This is a genomic window from Streptomyces sp. G45, from assembly GCF_049542095.1.
Classification (GTDB): Bacteria; Actinomycetota; Actinomycetes; order Streptomycetales; family Streptomycetaceae; genus Streptomyces.
This window is the reverse complement of the sequence record NZ_JBMUZU010000001.1, coordinates 6,396,817-6,413,519: the sequence shown is the minus strand read 5'-3', so window position 1 is coordinate 6,413,519 and position 16,703 is coordinate 6,396,817. Positions and strand designations below refer to the sequence as shown.

Below are 16,703 nucleotides of genomic sequence, written 5' to 3'. Positions count from 1 at the left end.
TAACCGACGGTGCGCCTCGGCCCGTCCGGTGCGATTCAAGCCCGTCCGGCGTTTGAGGACGAGCCGCGAAGCGGTGATGAACAGGGGTGCCAGGGGGGCGGAGCCCCCCTGGTTTCGGGAAAGGGGCGGGCCTGGGGCGCCCCCGCGAGGGAAACCACCCGTGCGGCGGCACCCCGCCCGGCCCACCCCAGCGCGCGCCCGCCACCGGCCCCCCACACGATGCCAGTGGGGACCGCCGCCCCGGCGTCCCGCAACGGTCTGTGCTCTCGGGAGGATCCGCCATGACCGTCAGCCTGGAACAGCTGCGCCGCTGCCATATCGCCGTGGACCTGGGGGCCGCCCGCACCCGGGTGTACGTGAAGGGCGCGGGCCTCGTCGTGGACGAGCCGAGCTGCGCCGCCGTGAACACCCGCACGGGCGCGCTGATCGCGGTGGGCCAGTTCGCGGAGCAGATGACGGGCCGCACGCCCGCCTACATCCGTGTGATGCGGCCCGTGTCGGGCGGCACGGTCGTGGACATCGAGATGTGCCAGCGCATGCTGCGCCACCTGCTCGGCGAGAAGCTGCGCCGCGCCCTGCGCCGCAAGCCGCGGCTGCGGGCCGCCGCCTGCACGCCGCACGAGGCGGACCCGCTGGCGCAGCGCGCCGCCGTCGAGACGATGGTGGGGCTCGGGGCGCGGCGCGTGGAGCTGGTGGACACGCTGATCGCGGCGGCCGTCGGCTGCGGGCTGCCCGTGGAGCGGCCCGAGGCGACGATGATCCTGGTGTGCGGCGCCGCCACCACGCAGGTCGCCGTGCTTTCGCTCGGTTCGATCGTGACGGCCGAGCGGATTCCGGTGGGCGGCGAGGCCATCGACCACGCGATCGTGCAGCACCTGCGGCACCAGCACGAGCTGATGCTGCCGTCGCAGTCGGTACGCCCCCTCCAACTGGCCCTCAGCGGCAACGGCCTGACGCCGCACGGCCCCGCGTCCACCGAGATCCACGGCCGGGACGTGGCCACGGGCCTGGCCCGCTCGGTGCAGGTGGACACGGCGGCGGTCCGCGACGCCATCCACACGCCGCTGACCGCCGTCCTCGACGGCATCGGCAAGGTGCTGCGGGACTGCCCGCCGGACCTGGTGGCCGACCTCGCCGACCGCGGCATCATGATGGTCGGCGGCAGCGCGCTGCTCCCCGGCCTCGACCAGATGCTGCGCGACGCGACGGGCATGCCGGTGCACATCGCCGAACGCCCCGACGTGTGCGCGGTGCTCGGCCTCGGTGCGATGCTGGAGGGCAAGATCCAACCGCTGGTGCTCAACCCCCTCGCGGGCTGACCACGCGACACGGACGGGGAGTACGCCGCCGCCATGAGCCACGACGCCAACGGAACGCGGGACGGCGGCGGGCGCGCTCACGCGGGCGCGGGGAGCGGTGCTGGCGGCGGCGCTAGTGACGGCGGCCCCGACGCCCGTACGCATGCCAGCGGCAACGGCAACGGCGGCGGCAGCGCGGACGACGGCGGGCGCAGGGGCGCGAGGCCCGGCGGGGCTGGCGCCGGGGGGTCCGGTGGGGCGCCGCTGCCCTCGCTGCTCGACGCCGTCCTGAGCGTCGGCGCGAAGCTCGACCTGCCCGCCACGCTCCAGCACCTCGTGGACAGCGCCGCGCGCCTGACCGGGGCCGGGCACGGCGTCCTGCGGGTCGTGGACCCGGACGGCGGGGGCCCGACGGCGGTGTACACCACCGGCTCCCCCGGGCCGGACGACGACGACGGCGGCGGTGACTCTCTGAGCCTGCCCGTGCACGTCCATGACGAGGAGTTCGGCCGTCTCCACCTCACCCGCAAGCGGGGCGGCGCCTCCTTCACCGACGCCGACCTCGGCCTGCTGCGGGTCCTCGCCAGCCAGGCGGGCATCGCCATCGGCAACGCCCGCCTGTACGAGGCGGCCCGGCAGCGGGAGCGGTGGATCGAGGGCGCGGCGGCCGTCACCACGGCGCTGCTCACCGGCGAGGCCGCGCCCGACGCCCTGATGACGGTGGCCCAGCAGGCCCGGCTCCTCGCGGACGCGGCGGCGGGCGTCGTCCTCCAGCCGACCGAGGAGGGCGGCATGCGCATCGTGGCGGCGGCGACGGACGTCGGCGGGACGCCCGGCGCGGGCACCGACGCGCGGGCGCGCAGGCCGCACCCGGCCGCCGCCGCGCAGAACGACCTCATCGGCACCACCATCGAGCCCGGCAGCGCCGTCCTCGAACAACTCCTCGGCGGCGAACCGGTGTTCATCGAGGACTCCGCGACCGACCCCCGCATGACCACGCACGTACGGACCCGCTTCGGGCCCAGCATGATGCTGCCGCTCCAGTCGGGCGGGCGCCTCATCGGCACGCTCGCCCTGCCGCGCCGCCGCGGCGAACGCCCGTACACCGCCGTCGAGCGGCTGCTCGCCACCCAGTTCGCCTCACAGGCCGCGCTCGCCCTCGTCCTCGCCGACGCGCAGCGGTCCCGGCAGCGGCTCGCGGTGTTCGAGGACCGCGACCGCATCGCCCGCGACCTGCACGACCTCGTCGTCCAGCGCCTCTTCGCCACCGGCATGATGCTGGAGTCGACGCGGCGGCGCGCCGAGTCCGACCCGGTGCGGTCGGCGCTCGACCAGGCCGTGGAGGAGCTGGAGTCCACGATCCAGGAGGTCCGTACGGCGATCTTCGCGCTCCAGCAGCCGCCCGCGGACGCGCCCACGACGTTCCGCGGGAGGGTGCTGAAGGAGGCGGCGGGGGCGGGGGCCGCGCTCGGCGCGCAGCCGTCGGTCCACTTCGGCGGGGCCGTTGACGCGTGCGTCACGGAGCCGGTGGCGGGGCGGCTCCTCGCCGCGTTGCGGCGCGCCCTCGCCGGGCGCGCCGGGGACTCCCGGGTCGATGTGGCCGTCGAGACCGTCACCCTCCCCGACGGCCGCCCCGGCGTCCGCCTCACCGTCTCCGACGACACCGCCACGGCCCCGCGTACCTGGCAGTGCCCGCTGTAGCCGTCTCTCCCACCCACCGGCTCCCCTCACCGCCCCGCGCCACACCCTCAAACGCCGGACAGGCTCTTCCCCCACCCACCCGCCCTCACCGCCACTCCGCGCCGTGTCCTCAAACGCCGGACGGGCTCTTCCGCCCCACCCACCCGCCCTCCAACGCGCTGACGCGCTCGTCCTCAAACGCCGGACCGGCTGAATCATCGCGCTACGCGCTCGCCCTCAAACGCCGGGCAGGCTCCATCCCACCCACTCGCCCCGAAAAGCGCGGGCGGGCAGGACAAAGGGCCACACAGGCCCGGCGGTTGAACCCCGACCGCGAACTCGCCCCCACACGCCAGACCGGCCGAAACAGGCACACCACGCGCTCACCCGAACACCGGGCAGACCTCATCCAACCCGCCCACCCCTGAGGGGGCAGGCAGGTGGGACAAGAGGCCGCGCAGGCGCGGTGATCGAACCGGAGACTCGTCCTCACACGCCGGACCGGAACCACCCCACCCACTCGCCCCGAAAAGCGCGGGCGGGTGGGACAAAGGGCCGCGCAGACGCAGTGGCCAAACCGCACTCGCCCCGGAGAGGGCAGGTGGGCAGGGCAAAGGGGTGCACAGGCGCGCTGGTCAAACCGCAGCTACAGACCCGCCCCCACACCGGACCGGCCGAAACAGGCGCGCTGCGCGTTCGCCCCAACGCCGGGCAGGACTCATCCCATCCGCTCGCCCCGGAAGGGGCGGGCGGATGGGACCAAGGGGTGCGGTGGGCGGAACCGCGGGATCGGGCACCGTTACAGCGGTACGACCGACACCTCCGTGGCCTTGACGCTGGCCCAGACCTCCACCCCGTCCGTGAGCCCCAGCTCCGCCACGGCCGCGGGTGTGACCTCGGCGACGAGGTCGGGCACCTCACCGGAGGTGACGAGCACCCGCAGCCGACTCCCCGCGGCGGTGACCTCCCGCACCGTCCCGGCCCACACGTTGCGCGGGCTCCCCTCGGGCCGCTCCCGGTGCAGGGACACCGCCTCCGGCGCGATGACGGCGAGGGCGGGCTCACCCGGCGGCAGCGGGTCGGCCACGACGAGCCGTCCCCCGCCGCCGAGCGCCAGCGAACCGTCGTCGCGCCCGGCCCCCGGCCAGGCGTTGCGGCCCAGCATCCGGGCCACCCAGGGCGACCGGGGGTGCCGGGTGACCTCGGCGGGCGGCGCGTCCTGCACGGCGCGCCCCTCGTCGAGGACGAGCACCCGGTCGGCCAGGGAGACCGCCTCGACGGGGTCGTGGGTGACGATCAGGCAGACCCCGCCGAAGCCGTCGAGGTGCCGCCGCAGGGTGTGCCGTACGTGGGCGCGGGTCGTCTGGTCGAGGGCGGCGAGCGGCTCGTCGAGGAGCAGCAGCCGGGGCCGCGCGGCGAGCGCCCGGGCGAGGGCGACGCGCTGGGCCTGCCCGCCGGAGAGCTGGGCGGGCCTGCGGTGGGCGAGGTGCCCGACGCCGAGCCGCGCCAGCCACTCCTGGGCGGCGCGGCGGGCCTCGCGCCGGGGCACGCCCTGGGCGCGCAGCCCGTACGCGGTGTTGCCGAGGGCGGTGAGGTGCGGGAACAGGGCGCTGTCCTGCGGCACCCAGGCGACGCCGCGGCGGTGCGGGGCGAGCGCGGTGACGTCGGTGCCGCCGAGGCGCAGGGCGGCGTGGGCGCGCGGGGTGAGGCCGAGCAGGGCGCGCAGCAGGGTGGTCTTCCCGGCGCCGTTGGGGCCGACGACGGCGACGGTGGTGCCGGGCGGCGCGTCGAGGGTGAGCCGGGTGCAGCCGGTGACGTCGGCGTGCAGCGCCCAGCTGCCGCCGCCGGCGGGCTCGTTGGCCGGGGGTGGGCCGCGCTGCCGTCGTCCTCGTCGGCCGGGGCGGGCGCCGCCCGGCCCTGGGTGGTGGCGCCCGCCGTCCACCTGCCGCGCAGCGCCACCAGCACGGCCAGGGCGATGGCCAGGAGCAGCAGGGAGACGGAGGTGGCGGCTTCCGGGGAGTTCTGGAGGAGGAGGTAGACGTGCAGCGGCAGCGTCTGGGTCGTCCCCGGCAGGTTGCCCGCGAAGGTGATGGTGGCGCCGAACTCGCCGAGTGCCCGCGCCCAGGTGAGCGCGGCCCCGGCGGCGAGGCCGGGCGCGACCATCGGCAGCGTGACGGTGCGGAACACCCGTACCGGTGAGGCGCCGAGCGAGGCCGCCGTCTCCTCGTACGCGGGCCGCAGTCCGGCGATCGCGCCCTCCAGGCTGATCACCAGGAACGGCATGGCGACGAACGTCGCCGCGATGACGGCGCCCGAGGTGTGGAACGGCAGGACGATCCCGAAGGTGTCCTCGAGCCAGGGCCCGAGCAGGCCGCGCCGCCCGAAGCCGAGCAGCAGCGCGACGCCGCCGACGGTGGGCGGCAGCACCATCGGCAGCAGGACGAGGCAGCGCACGGCCGCCTTGCCGGGGAAGGGCACCCGGGCGAGCAGCCACGCCAGCGGCACCCCGAGGACCAGGGACAGGCCGAGGGCCCAGAAGGACACGACCAGGGACAGCTTCAGGGCCTCGGTGACGCCGGGCTCGGTCAGGTGCGTGCCGAGTTCGCCCCACTCGGTGCGGGCGAGGACGCCGATGAGGGGGATCAGCAGCAGCGCCACGGCCCCGAGGGCGGGGAGCAGCAGGGTGACGGGGGCGCGGGTCCCTCGGGTGCGGGTCATCGGTGGTCCTCTGTACGGGGCTGCGCCGCCGCCCCCGCCGTCGGCGGCGCAGGCGGAGGGTGGGCGGGGAGGAGCGCTTACGGTCGTTGGAAGCCCGCGTCCCGGAGGATCCTCTGCGCCTCGGGCGAGCGGAGCCACTGCACGAACTCGGCGGCGGCGCCCTGGTGGTCGGAGTCCTTGAGCGTCGCCGCCGGGTAGTCGGCGACGGCGTTCTGCGCGTCGGGGATGGTGATCGCGTCGACCTTGTCGGGCGCGGTCGCGGCGTCGGTCTGGTAGACGATGCCCGCGTCGGCCTCGCCGAGTTCGACCTTGCTGAGGACGCCGCGGACGTTGCTCTCCTGCGAGACCGGGCGGACCTTCAGGTGCTGCTTGTCGAGGACCTGCTGGCTGTAGCGGCCGACGGGCACCTCGGGCGCGGCGAGGACGACCTTGAGGCCGTCGCCGGTGAGGTCCTTGAGCGCCTTGATCTTCTTGGGGTTGCCGTCGCGGGTGGCGATGACGAGGCGGTTCCTGGCGATGACGGTGGGCGTGCCCGTCTCGCCCTTGAGGCCGTCCATGGTCTTGGTGTCGGCGGTGACCAGGACGTCGGCGGGCGAGCCCGCCCTGACCTGGGCGGCGAGTTCCTGGGACCCGGCGAAGGACAGGGTCAGCCTCGTGCCGGGGTGCTTGTCCTCGTACGCCTTCTGCGCGGTGGTGAAGACGTCGGTGAGGGACGCCGCCGCGAGGACCGTGAGGTCGGCCTTCTTGCCGCCGTCCTTCGTGTCGTCGTCGCCGTCGTCGCCGCAGGCGGCGAGGGAGACGAGCAGCGCGCTCGCGGTGAGCGCGGCGGCGGTGCCGCGCCGGACGCGCGGGGACGTGATCGTGGGCATGGGGGCGGGACTCCTTACGGGGCTGGGGCGCACGGCTCGGGCCGCTCCGGTGCGCACGCCGGTCGGGCCACTCGGGGGCCGGTCGGGAGGAGGCGGGGCGGTCGGGCCGGTCAGACCGTGTCGATGTGCACGCTGGTCGACTTCACCCGGGCCGTGGCCCGCATCCCGACCTCCAGGCCGAGTTCCTCCACCGCCTCCCGGGTCAGCAGGGAGACCAGGCGGTGCGGGCCCGCCTGGATGTCGACCTGCGCGGCGACGTCGCCGAGCTTCACGGCGGTGACGATGCCGGGGAAGGCGTTGCGCGCCGAGGTGTAGGCGTCCTCGTCCTCGCCGTCGCCCTGCGCCAGCTCGACGGAGAACGCGGCCAGGTCGCGGCCGTCGATGACCCGCCGCCCGCTGTCGTCGCGGCGCGTGGCGACCCGCCCGGCGTCCGCCCAGCGGCGCGCGGTGTCGGGGCTGACCCCGAGCACCCGCGCCGCCTGGCCGATCGTGTAGGACTGCATGTGCAGCACAATAGGCCAATTTTCCTCGCACCTGCCAAACTTTGGACGAAGGTCCATGGCATCTGCGGGGGCGTGCGACCGCCGCTGGAGGATGTCCCAAGCCCCGGCGGCGGCCGGGGTCAGCGCCGCGTGAAGCCCCGCGCGCTCGGCACCAGCGCCGCCGCCGCGGGCGCCGCGAAGCACAGCGCCGCGCACACCGCGAGCACCGGCCGGGCCCCGAAGTGGTCGATGGCGGGGGCGATCAGGGCGAGGCCCGCCGGGGCCAGGCCGTAGGACAGCAGGAAGTCGAGGGACGAGACCCGGGCGAGCTTGTCGGGCGCGACCTCGCGCTGGGTCGCCGTGAACCAGGGCACGTTGAACAGCTCGATGCCGATCCCGGCCACCGCGTACGCCGCCACGACCAGCGCCCCGTGCGCGGGCAGCAGCAGGCTCAGCGGGGCGAAGCCGTACAGGGCCAGGCCCGCGAGCGCCGCCCAGCCCTGGGCGCGGGGCCGCCAGCGGGCGACGACCAGGGCGCCGCCGAGGGCGCCGAGGGTGTAGGCGGTCAGGGCGGCGGCGAGCACCACTTCGGTGCCGTAGGTGTCCCGGCTGACCAGCGGCAGCGCGACACCGGTCGCGGAGTAGCCGGTGGCGATGACGGCGGTCAGCGCCCCGAGCCCAGCGAGGAACCAGGGGTGCCGCCGCGCCTCCCGCAGCCCGTCCACGAACTCGGCGCGCAAGGAGGGCCGGGCCGTACCGCCGGAGGCCGCCGCGCCCCGCGCCGCCCCCGGGCCCGGCACCAGCGCCGCCACCAGCCACAGCACCCCGATGCCGAGCAGCAGCGCCCAGGTGTCGAGGGCCACGGCGAGCAGCGCGGTGAGCGAGGGCCCGGCGAGGGTGGTGACGCGCACGGACAGGGTCATCGCGGCGTTGGCCTGCTGGCGCCGGTCCTCGTCGACGGTCTCGGCGGTCAGCGCCTGGAAGGCGGGGCGGCAGGCGCCCTGCCCGGCGCCCGCGACCACGGCGGCGGCCAGGGCCAGCGCCAGCGAACGGCCGAGGCCGAGCGCGAGCAGCGGGGTCGCGGCGGCGGCCGCCAGGCCCGACCAGCGGACCACGCCGCGCCGCGAGTGGCGGTCGGCGAGGACGCCGCCGACCGCCACGGCCACCAGGAAGCCCGCGGTGCGGGCGGCGAGCAGCAGGCCGAGCGTTCCGGCGCCGATGGTCCGGTCGAGGACGGCGAGGCCGAGCACGAAGGGCAGCGCCCAGGTCGCGAGCCCGGACGCGGTGGTGCCGGACCAGAGCCGCAGGAAGGCGGGGTCCCGCAGCACGGACCGTGTGCGCGGGGGGCGTTCGGGCTGCTCGGCGGCTCGGGTGGACGTGGTCGCCACGTGGGGCGCCCCCTTCTGTCGTACGGGTCGCGGCCGACCCCGGCGCGCGGTCGAGGCCGACCCCGGACCCGTAATTGAAAATGATTACCATTACAGTACTCTTATCGCACCCCACCCCCAGACCGGAGGTCCCATGCGTCACCCCGCCCGCCTCGGCATCGCCGCCCTGGCCCTCACCCTCACGGCCGTCGGCTGCTCGTCGGACGGCGAGGGCAGCGAGGACGGCACCGGCGACAAGGCCGCCGCCCACCGGACGACCGTCACGAGCTGCGGCCGCACGCTCGCCTTCGACAAGGCGCCCGAACGCGCCGTCGCCCTCGACCAGTCGTCCACCGAGGTGCTGCTCGCCCTCGGCCTCCAGGACCGCATGGCCGGTACGTCCAACCTCAAGACGAAGATCGCGCCGGAGTACGCGAAGGCGTACGACCAGGTGAAGGTGCTCAGCCCGAAGATCCTCACCAGTGAGCAACTGCGCGCCGCCACACCGGACTTCACCCTCGGCGGCTTCACCGACTACTTCACCAAGGACCGCGTCGGCACCCGCGAGGAGCTGGCGAGGCTCGGCCTGCCGTCGTTCGTGAGCGCCGTGGACTGCCCGAAGCAGAACGGCACGGGCAAGACGCCCTTCGAACTGCTCTTCAAGGACTACGCCGACGTCGGGCGGATCTTCGGCGTCGAGAAGCGCGCGGCCGAGCTCGTGCGGCAGCAGCGGGCCACGCTCGCCGAGGCCGCGAAGACCAAGGAGAAGGTCAGGGGCGAGCCCAGCGTGGTGTGGGTGTACTCCGTGTACGGCGACACCCCGTACGTCGCGGGCGGGACGGCGATCCCCAGCGAGATGAGCCGGATCGTCGGCGCGAAGAACGCCTTCGACGACATCGACGAGGACTGGCCGCAGGTCACCTGGGAGGAAGTCGCCAAGCGCGAGCCGGACTTCCTGGTGATCGGCGACCTGTCGGAGCGCGGCAAGCCCGGCGACAGCGCCGCCGACAAGCTCAGGGCGATCCGCGCCAACCCGGTCATGGCGAAGCTGCCCGCCGTGCGGGAGAAGCGCGTCGTCGAGATCCCCGGCACGGAGATGGACCCGTCGGTGCGGACGTCCAAGGCGCTGCCGCGGCTCGTCGCCGGGATGAGGGACCTCGGGTATGTCCGCTAGCGCGGGCCTTCGGGAGGCCGTCGGCGCCCCAGACCTGCTGCACCCGTCGGCGCGCGGCGCGGCGGTGCCCGAGGAGTCCCGTGCCGCCGCCCCGGGCGTCCGGGGGTTCGGGGCGCGGGCCGGGCTGTTCCTGCTGTGCGCTCTCGCGCTGGTCGCGTCCGCCGCCGTGTCCGTGCGCATCGGCACCACCGATGTGTCGTACGGCGACGTCTGGCGCGGCGTCGGCTTCCATCTGGGCCTGGACGTGGAGCCGTTGCCGCCGCTGGTGGACTCGCTGATCTGGGAGCTGCGGGCGCCGCGCGTGCTGCTCGCGGCGCTCGTCGGCGCCTGCCTCGCGGTGTGCGGCGCGGCCCTCCAGGCGGTCACCCGCAACGCGCTCGCCGACCCCTACCTCCTGGGCATCTCCTCGGGCGCCTCGACGGGGGCCGTCACCGTGGTGGTGCTCGGCGTCGGGTCGGCGTCGCTCGGCGTGACGGGCGGCGCGTTCGTGGGCGCGATGGTGTCGTTCGCGCTGCTCATGCTGCTGCTGCGGCGCTCCGGGCTCGACTCGACGCGGATCGTGCTCACGGGCGTCGTCGTGGCGCAGCTCTTCACGGCCCTCACCTCGCTGGTCCTGATGGCGTCCGGCGACGCGGAGATGGTCCGGGCGATCACGCAGTGGCTGCTCGGCTCGATGGCGCCCGCCCGCTGGGACGCGGTGGCGGTGACGGCCGCCGTGACGGGGGCGGGACTGCTTGTGCTGTGGCTCAACTCGGCGGCCCTGGACGGGTTCTCGTTCGGCGCGGACACCGCGTCCTCGCTGGGCGTGGACGTGCGGGCCACCCGGTGGGCGCTGCTGGTGGTGACGTCCCTGATGACGTCGGTGGCCGTCGCGTCCGTCGGGGCGATCGGGTTCGTCGGGCTGATCGTGCCGCACGGCGTGCGGTTCCTCGTCGGGCCGCCGCACCGGGTGCTGCTGCCGCTGTCGGCGCTGGTCGGCGCGGTGTTCCTGGTGTGGACGGACGCGCTGGCGCGGGTGGCGTTCACACCGCAGGAGGTGCCCGTCGGCGTGTTCACGGCGCTGCTCGGGGTGCCGCTGTTCCTGCTGGTGCTGCGCGGGAGGGGGGAGCTGTGAGGATCACCGCCGAGCACGTGAGCTGGTCCGTCGGCGGCCGGGTCGTCGTCGACGACGTGTCCCTGGACGTGGCGCCCGGCGAGACCGTCGGCCTGATCGGGCCCAACGGCTCCGGCAAGTCCTCCCTGCTGCGCTGCCTGGCGGGCCTGCGGGCCCCCACCGCGGGCGCCGTCGCGTACGACGGGGAGCCGATCCGCGGGTGGGGCGCGCGGCGGATCGCGCGGCGCCTGGCGTTCGTGGAGCAGGCCGCCGACACCGACAGTGAACTGCGGGTCGTCGACGTCGTGGGCCTCGGGCGCACCCCGTTCGGCGACCGGTGGCGCGGCGCCGACGCCCGCGACCGGGCCGTGGTGGCCGCCGCCCTGGACCGGCTCGGCCTGACCGGGCTGCGGGAGCGCCCCTGGAAGGCCCTGTCGGGCGGGGAGCGGCAGCGCGCCCACATCGCGCGCGCCCTGGCCCAGCAGCCGTACGCGATCCTGCTCGACGAGCCCACCAACCACCTCGACGTCAAGCACCAGTTGGAGCTGCTCGGGCTGCTCGCGGCCACCGACCAGACCGTCCTGGTCGCCCTGCACGACCTGGCGCTCGCCGCCCGCCACTGCGACCGGCTGCTCCTGCTGCACGGCGGCCGCCTCGTCGCCGCCGGGCCGCCGAAGGACGTGCTGACGCCGGAGCTGCTCGCGGAGGTCTTCGAGGTGGACGCCGAGACCGGACCGGACGCCCTCGGCCACCTCACGGTCAGCTACCGCGGCACCCTCCCCACACCCCCGAACCCCTGAGAGAACCCCTTAGAGATCCCCCTAGAGAACCCTTTAGACAACCCCTTGGAGAAAAGGACTGTTGATGGACACCACCGCCACCGGACCCGATCTGCTGCGGCAGCTGCCGCCGCCCCTGCCCGCCGAGCGGATCATCGCGCTCAACCGGCCCCAGCAGGACCTGCACACCACCCGTGCGTACGAGTGGAACGGCTGGACCTTCGACGTGCCGCCCGGCGTCTTCCTGCCGGGCTGGACCAGCCGCCTGATCCACGAGCGGATCCTCGACGGCCGCATCGAGACCCGCGGCCTGCGCTACGGCGCCATGGGCGCCGGACTCGGCGTGGAGGCCGTCGCCGCCGGGGTGCGCGGGGCGCGGGAGATCCACGCGATGGACGTGCACCCCGAGTCCGTCGCCACCGCCGCCCGGCACTACGCCCGGCTCGTCGGCGACCGCGACGGCACCGCGTTCCTGCCCGCCGCGGGCGACCTGTTCGACGGCCTGCCGCCCGGCACGCGGCTCGACGTCGTCACCTTCAACCCGCCCGCCGTCAGCCAGAGGGTCAGCGACGACCCCGACGTCGTACGGAACACCTGCGTCGGCGCGCCGCTGCTCGCCCGGTTCTTCGCGCGGCTCGCCGAGCGGGAGCTGCTCGCGCCGGGCGGCGCGGTGTACGTGATCGCCTCCAACACCGCCGACCTGCGCACCATCGTGCGCGACGCCCAGGAGAGGGGCTTCACGCCGGAGATCGACTACGTGCGCGACTGGCGCGACGGCGTCCTCACCTTCCTGTTCAGGTTCGTGTCCCACCGCACCCGCGGAGGCCGGGCGTGAAGGCCGTGAAGACCGTCGACGAGCTGCTGGCCGCCGCCCTCGCGGGCGAACTGGGCCCCGACCCGGCCGAGTTGACCGCCACCAGCGTGTTCTGGATCCACCACGGGACGCGCCTGGCGGGCGGCGGCGTCACCTACCTCAACCAGTACGTCCTCGTCCGCGTCGGCGGCGCCTTCGGGGGCTGCGCCTTCGAGGCGGGCGAGATCGACCCCGCCGTCTGCCGGGACGCCTCGGGCAGTCCGCTCGCCGCCCTGCTCGGCACGGCGCCCACGCCGCTGCGGACGGCCGCGCTCGACGCCTACCTGGCCGCCGTCCAGCCGCACCGCGAGAGCCCCGGCGCCGAGCCGGTGACGCTGCCCGCAGGCCCGCCGGAGGTGCGGGCGGTGGCCAGGGACACGGCCATCGCGGGCCTCCTCGACATCGAACCCGGCGCCAAGGTCGCCCTCATCGGCGTCGTCAACCCGCTCGTCGCCGCCATCCGCGAGCGCGGCGGCCAGCCGCTGCCCTGCGACTTCAACCTGCGCGCCACCCAGTGGGGCGACCCGGTCACGCGCGACATGCACGAGGTGCTCGACGCCGCCGACGCCGTCGTCGCCACCGGCATGACGCTGTCCAACGGCAGCTTCGACACGATCCTCGGCCGCTGCCGCGAGCGCGGCGTCCCGCTCGTGGTGTACGCCCAGTCCGGCAGCGCGGTGGCGCGGGCCTTCCTCGGTACGGGGGTGACCGCGCTGTCCGCGGAGCCGTTCCCGTTCTCCCAGTTCAGCGCCGAGCCGACGGCCCTGTACCGGTACCGGGCGGCGCCGGGCGGGAAGGGTGCCGCATGACCGCGCGGGAGGGCACCGGGCACGCCGCCTGCCACCACGGCGAGATCCTCCAGGGCGTCTTCCTCGACGAGCGGGGGCGGCGCCGCGCGGGCCTGGTCACGCTGCCGCTGGCCGGGCTCGGCACCCGGGCGCGGTTCGTCCGCCGCCCCGGCACCGAGGACGTCACCGTGGTCCCCGCCGACCGCACCAAGGCGCTGCGCGCCGCCACGTACGCCATGGCCGAGTGCGCCACGCTCCGCCAAGAGCCGCTCTGCGGCGGCGAGTTGCGCCTCACCGGCAGCGTGCCGGTGGGCCTCGGCATGGGGTCGTCGAGCAGCGACGTGATCGCCGCGGTGCGGGCCGTCGCGGACGCGTTCGGCGCCCGGCTCGCCCCCGACGCCGTCGCGCGGCTCGCGGTGCGCGCCGAGCGGGCCTCGGACCCGCTGATGCTGGACGGCCGCCCCCGGCTCTTCGCGCAGCGCGAGGGCCGGGTCCTGGAGGAGTTCGGCGCCGCGCTGCCGCCCGCCGTCGTCGTCGGCTGCGCGCTCGGCGGCGGGCGGCCCGTGGACACCCTGGCGCTGCCGTGCCCCGCGGACGACGACGCGGACGTCACGGCGTACGAGCACCTGCGGGCCCAGCTGCGGCGCGCGGTCGCCGCCGCCGACCCCGTGCTGCTCGGCCACGTGGCGACCGAGAGCGCGCGGCGGCGCCAACGCGTGCTGCCGCACGCCGAGTTCGGGACGCTCACGGACATCGCGGGCCGCGTCGGCGCCGTCGGCGTGCAGATCGCGCACAGCGGCAACGTGGCGGGCCTGCTGTTCGACCCGGCGGCGCCGGACCTGCGCGACCGCGTCGCCCGCTGCGCGCGCTCCCTCGACGCGGCCGGAATCCCCACCACGTACACCTTCGCGACGTCCGCGACGGCCGCCACGCGCCCCCCGACCCACAGAACCGCCCACCACCCCACCCCCCTGGAGCCCCCGCATGGACGAGCACATCGCGGAAGCGATCGGCCGACCCGACCTGATACGCGTCGACGAACGGCTCATCTGCCTGCGCTTTGAGACCATGAAGGTGGTCTCGGCCCTCGCGGCCGTGCGCCACCTGCTCGACACCGGCGCGGTGCGCCCCGGCGACACCCTCCTGGACAGCTCAAGCGGCATCTACGCCTACGCCCTCGCCCTGGCCTGCCACCGCCACGGGCTGCGCTGCCACATCGTCGGCTCCACCACCGTCGACCACACCCTGCGCACCCAACTGGCCATCCTGGGTGCCGAGTTGGAGCAGATGCCGCCGAGCGCCGACCTGAAGCTGGACCAGAAGCGGCGGGTGGAGCGCGTCCACGAGATCCTCCGCGAGCGCCCCGGCTACTTCTGGATGCGCCAGTACCACGACGACATCCACTACCTGGGCTACCGGGCCGTCGCCGAGCGCCTGCGCGCCGCCGCCGGGCCCGGGCCGCTGACCCTCGTCGGCGGCGTCGGCTCCGGCGCCTCCACCGGCGCGCTCGCCCGCTACCTGCGCGCGGGCGGCGACGGGGTGCGGCTCGTGGGCGTACAGCCCTTCGGCAGCGTCACCTTCGGCAGCGAGCACGTGTCCGACCCGGAGATCATCATCGCCGGGATCGGCAGCTCCATCCCGTTCGCCAACGTCGCCCACGACGCGTACGACACGGTGCACTGGCTGTCGTTCGACACCGCGCTCGCCGGGAGCGTCGACCTGCTGCGCCGCCACGCCGTGTTCGCGGGCCTGTCCACCGGCGCGGGCTACGCCGCCGCGCGCTGGGAGCACGGCCGCTCCCCCGGCGGCACCACGGTGTTCATCGCCGCCGACACCGGCCACCGCTACGTCGACACGGTCTTCGCCCGCCACCTCGAAGCCGCTCCCCTGCACACCCTCGCCCCCCGCACGGTCACCTCCCTGACCGACCTGGCGCTGCCGTGGGCGCGGATGGAGTGGAACGGGGCGGCGGCCCCGCCGCCCGCGGTGGCGCCGCGCGAGGCCACCGCGCCCCGCGGGGAGCCGTCCCCTACGCTTCCGGGTCGTCGTCCATCAGGGTGAGGTCCGGGGGGACCAGGGTCGTGGACTCCACCAGGCCCCTGAGCAGGTTGTGCAGCAGGCTGTTGTCGGAGGGGCGGCCCGCCGTCGTGTCGTGCAGCAGCGGGTAGGGGAAGCCGCTCTCGTGCAGGCGGCGACGCACGGACTCCACCCGGTACTCGATCTTCCGCTCGCCCCAGGAGCGGTCGGGCCGCAGATACGCCAGCTGCTTCGCGGCCCGTGTGTACGTCAGGGGGCGCGGGCTCTCCTCGTACAGCAGGTACTCCTGGCCGAGGACGACGAGCAGCAGCCGCTCGTCGTCGTCGAGGTGCCAGCGCTTGGGCGGCACGGTGTCGGCGCGGCGCCGGGTCACCAGGCCCTGGTCGTCGTGGCCGGAGACGTACAGCTCGACGAGGTGCTCGCGGTAGCCGGAGCCGCGCACGAACAGCGGGGTGTAGCCGGGGGCGAGCGGCACGGGGTCGGTGCTGGTGTGCATCATCCGGCCGCGCGGCAGGCGCAGCAGCTGCTGCCCGGTGTTGCGCAGCCACCAGCTCCGGTCGTGGTACGTGAGTTCGCCGTGCCGTCGGCTCACCATCAGGTCGTGCTCGCCGACCCCGAGGTCGACGTCCGGCTCCTCGCCCCGCCCGAACCGGACCACCAGGCCGGGCCGCGGCGGCACCTTGATGTCGCCGGTGACGGTGCGCGCGTGCAGGGTGCCGGGCCGGGCGGGCGCGACGCCGCGCGCGAGACTGCTGGCGCTGTTCATGGTTCGGCCTCCTCGTCGGCCGCGCTGGGACGACCTGGGACGACCAGTGTGTCCCGCCGGTACGGGACCCGTCCCGGACCGCCCGCCCTACAACCGTGGCACGGCACACGGCAGTCACGGGTGGGACGAGGGATCACGCCATGGGGAAGCAGCGGACGCGGACGGCCTATCGGACGGCGGGCCTGCTGGCCGCGGCGGTGGCGCTCGGCCTGACGGCGGTCTGCGGCTGCGGCGCCGACGAACCGGACGACGGCTCCGCAGGGGGAGGGAGCCGTCGTCCGCCGCCCCGGGCACGGCCGCGCGGACCCCGGGCCCGGCCACGGACCCCGCGGCCGGGGAGAGCCCGGAGCCCGGCCGCGGCTCGGCGCGGCCCAAGAGGCCCGTACGGCGCACGAGTCCCGCGCGGCCCCCGCACTCCGCGCGCCCCACCCGGACGGCCGAGCCCCCGCGCCCCGCCCCGTCGACCGGGCCGCCGCGCACCGCGCCCGTCACCGACGTGCGGGCCTGCTTCGACGGGCGGTGCCGGATCGCCGTGTCGAAGCCGACGGTCATCCCCATCGACAGCCGGTTCCGGGTGGGTGAGCTGACCGTCGCCGCGATCACCCGGGACTCGGTGGTCGTGGAGGCCGTGGGCGTGGGCGGCGGGCCGTTCCTCAGTACGACGATGAGCGAGGGCGGCACCGGCCAGCTGAACCGCGTCGCCTTCCGCGTCCTGTCCCTCGGCGGCGGCACGGCCGTGCTCTCCATCCACCCCGCGAAGTGACCGCCCGGCCGACCCGCGCAGCCCGAGCAGCCCGGC

Annotated in this window: 14 protein-coding genes and 1 pseudogene; 10 read left to right on the top strand and 5 right to left on the bottom strand. The window is 75.5% G+C overall.

What is annotated here, in order from left to right:
* Window positions 1-281 precede the first annotated feature (281 nt).
* Window positions 282-1,319 carry a rod shape-determining protein gene (locus ACOBQU_RS27020; protein WP_423630367.1) on the top strand — a complete coding sequence of 346 codons (1,038 nt, stop codon included), beginning with the start codon at window positions 282-284 and terminating at the stop codon, window positions 1,317-1,319.
* 33 nt (window positions 1,320-1,352) lie between these two features.
* On the top strand, window positions 1,353-2,999 hold the full coding sequence (locus ACOBQU_RS27015; protein ID WP_423630365.1) for a GAF domain-containing protein: 1,647 nt from the start codon (window positions 1,353-1,355) through the stop codon (window positions 2,997-2,999).
* Window positions 3,000-3,777: 778 nt separating this feature from the next.
* Here the strand turns inward: ACOBQU_RS27015 and ACOBQU_RS27010 are convergent.
* The 4 genes and pseudogenes from ACOBQU_RS27010 to ACOBQU_RS26995 form a co-directional block, all read right to left on the bottom strand.
* A pseudogene (locus ACOBQU_RS27010) lies at window positions 3,778-5,696 on the bottom strand (ABC transporter ATP-binding protein); the annotation flags it as partial.
* A gap of 77 nt (window positions 5,697-5,773) precedes the next feature.
* Window positions 5,774-6,565 carry a molybdate ABC transporter substrate-binding protein gene (modA, locus tag ACOBQU_RS27005; RefSeq protein ID WP_423630363.1) on the bottom strand — a complete coding sequence of 264 codons (792 nt, stop codon included), beginning with the start codon at window positions 6,563-6,565 and terminating at the stop codon, window positions 5,774-5,776.
* A 110-nt stretch (window positions 6,566-6,675) separates the two neighbouring features.
* Window positions 6,676-7,068: a TOBE domain-containing protein gene (locus ACOBQU_RS27000; RefSeq protein ID WP_423630361.1), complete on the bottom strand. Its 393-nt coding sequence runs from the start codon at window positions 7,066-7,068 to the stop codon at window positions 6,676-6,678.
* 119 nt (window positions 7,069-7,187) lie between these two features.
* The gene (locus tag ACOBQU_RS26995) at window positions 7,188-8,435 is read right to left on the bottom strand and encodes an MFS transporter (protein ID WP_423630360.1); all 1,248 of its coding nucleotides are present in this window, start codon (window positions 8,433-8,435) and stop codon (window positions 7,188-7,190) included.
* A gap of 133 nt (window positions 8,436-8,568) precedes the next feature.
* Between ACOBQU_RS26995 and ACOBQU_RS26990 the strand changes: the two genes are divergently transcribed.
* The 7 genes from ACOBQU_RS26990 (at window position 8,569) to ACOBQU_RS26960 (ending at window position 15,162) form a co-directional block, all read left to right on the top strand.
* Window positions 8,569-9,588: an ABC transporter substrate-binding protein gene (locus tag ACOBQU_RS26990; RefSeq protein ID WP_423630358.1), complete on the top strand. Its 1,020-nt coding sequence runs from the start codon at window positions 8,569-8,571 to the stop codon at window positions 9,586-9,588.
* Window positions 9,578-10,702 (top strand): FecCD family ABC transporter permease, encoded by a 1,125-nt coding sequence (locus tag ACOBQU_RS26985; protein WP_423630356.1) that lies wholly within the window; start codon window positions 9,578-9,580, stop codon window positions 10,700-10,702. The genes ACOBQU_RS26990 and ACOBQU_RS26985 overlap by 11 nt, the downstream gene beginning before the upstream one ends.
* Window positions 10,699-11,481, top strand: a complete 783-nt coding sequence (locus ACOBQU_RS26980) for an ABC transporter ATP-binding protein (RefSeq protein WP_423630354.1) — start codon at window positions 10,699-10,701, stop codon at window positions 11,479-11,481. Before ACOBQU_RS26985 ends, ACOBQU_RS26980 begins: the two co-directional genes overlap by 4 nt.
* Before the next feature lie 64 nt (window positions 11,482-11,545).
* Window positions 11,546-12,295, top strand: coding sequence for a methyltransferase (locus ACOBQU_RS26975; protein WP_423630352.1), 750 nt, complete (start codon window positions 11,546-11,548; stop codon window positions 12,293-12,295).
* Window positions 12,296-12,300: 5 nt separating this feature from the next.
* Window positions 12,301-13,122 (top strand): Rossmann-like domain-containing protein, encoded by an 822-nt coding sequence (locus ACOBQU_RS26970; protein WP_423634733.1) that lies wholly within the window; start codon window positions 12,301-12,303, stop codon window positions 13,120-13,122.
* Window positions 13,119-14,165, top strand: coding sequence for a GHMP kinase (locus tag ACOBQU_RS26965; RefSeq protein WP_423630350.1), 1,047 nt, complete (start codon window positions 13,119-13,121; stop codon window positions 14,163-14,165). The genes ACOBQU_RS26970 and ACOBQU_RS26965 overlap by 4 nt, the downstream gene beginning before the upstream one ends.
* The gene (locus ACOBQU_RS26960) at window positions 14,086-15,162 is read left to right on the top strand and encodes a pyridoxal-phosphate dependent enzyme (RefSeq protein ID WP_423630348.1); all 1,077 of its coding nucleotides are present in this window, start codon (window positions 14,086-14,088) and stop codon (window positions 15,160-15,162) included. The genes ACOBQU_RS26965 and ACOBQU_RS26960 overlap by 80 nt, the downstream gene beginning before the upstream one ends.
* On the opposite strand, the gene ACOBQU_RS26955 is transcribed toward ACOBQU_RS26960, so the two are convergent.
* Window positions 15,131-15,904, bottom strand: a complete 774-nt coding sequence (locus tag ACOBQU_RS26955; protein WP_423630346.1) for an FHA domain-containing protein — start codon at window positions 15,902-15,904, stop codon at window positions 15,131-15,133. The two genes, ACOBQU_RS26960 and ACOBQU_RS26955, sit on opposite strands and share 32 nt — an antisense overlap.
* A 532-nt stretch (window positions 15,905-16,436) precedes the next feature.
* On the opposite strand from ACOBQU_RS26955, the gene ACOBQU_RS26950 reads away from it, so the two are divergent.
* Window positions 16,437-16,667, top strand: a complete 231-nt coding sequence (locus ACOBQU_RS26950; protein WP_423630344.1) for a hypothetical protein — start codon at window positions 16,437-16,439, stop codon at window positions 16,665-16,667.
* The last annotated feature ends 36 nt before the right edge of the window (window positions 16,668-16,703 follow it).

Bases quoted from the DNA above. Each gene is read 5' to 3' on its own strand.
- ACOBQU_RS27020 (WP_423630367.1), top strand. From the start codon at position 282: ATGACCGTCAGCCTGGAACAGCTGCGCCGCTGCCATATCGCCGTGGAC.
- ACOBQU_RS27015 (WP_423630365.1), top strand. From the start codon at position 1,353: ATGAGCCACGACGCCAACGGAACGCGGGACGGCGGCGGGCGCGCTCAC.
- modA (WP_423630363.1), bottom strand. From the start codon at position 6,565: ATGCCCACGATCACGTCCCCGCGCGTCCGGCGCGGCACCGCCGCCGCG.
- ACOBQU_RS27000 (WP_423630361.1), bottom strand. From the start codon at position 7,068: ATGCAGTCCTACACGATCGGCCAGGCGGCGCGGGTGCTCGGGGTCAGC.
- ACOBQU_RS26990 (WP_423630358.1), top strand. From the start codon at position 8,569: ATGCGTCACCCCGCCCGCCTCGGCATCGCCGCCCTGGCCCTCACCCTC.
- ACOBQU_RS26985 (WP_423630356.1), top strand. From the start codon at position 9,578: ATGTCCGCTAGCGCGGGCCTTCGGGAGGCCGTCGGCGCCCCAGACCTG.
- ACOBQU_RS26975 (WP_423630352.1), top strand. From the start codon at position 11,546: ATGGACACCACCGCCACCGGACCCGATCTGCTGCGGCAGCTGCCGCCG.
- ACOBQU_RS26965 (WP_423630350.1), top strand. From the start codon at position 13,119: ATGACCGCGCGGGAGGGCACCGGGCACGCCGCCTGCCACCACGGCGAG.
- ACOBQU_RS26960 (WP_423630348.1), top strand. From the start codon at position 14,086: ATGGACGAGCACATCGCGGAAGCGATCGGCCGACCCGACCTGATACGC.
- ACOBQU_RS26955 (WP_423630346.1), bottom strand. From the start codon at position 15,904: ATGAACAGCGCCAGCAGTCTCGCGCGCGGCGTCGCGCCCGCCCGGCCC.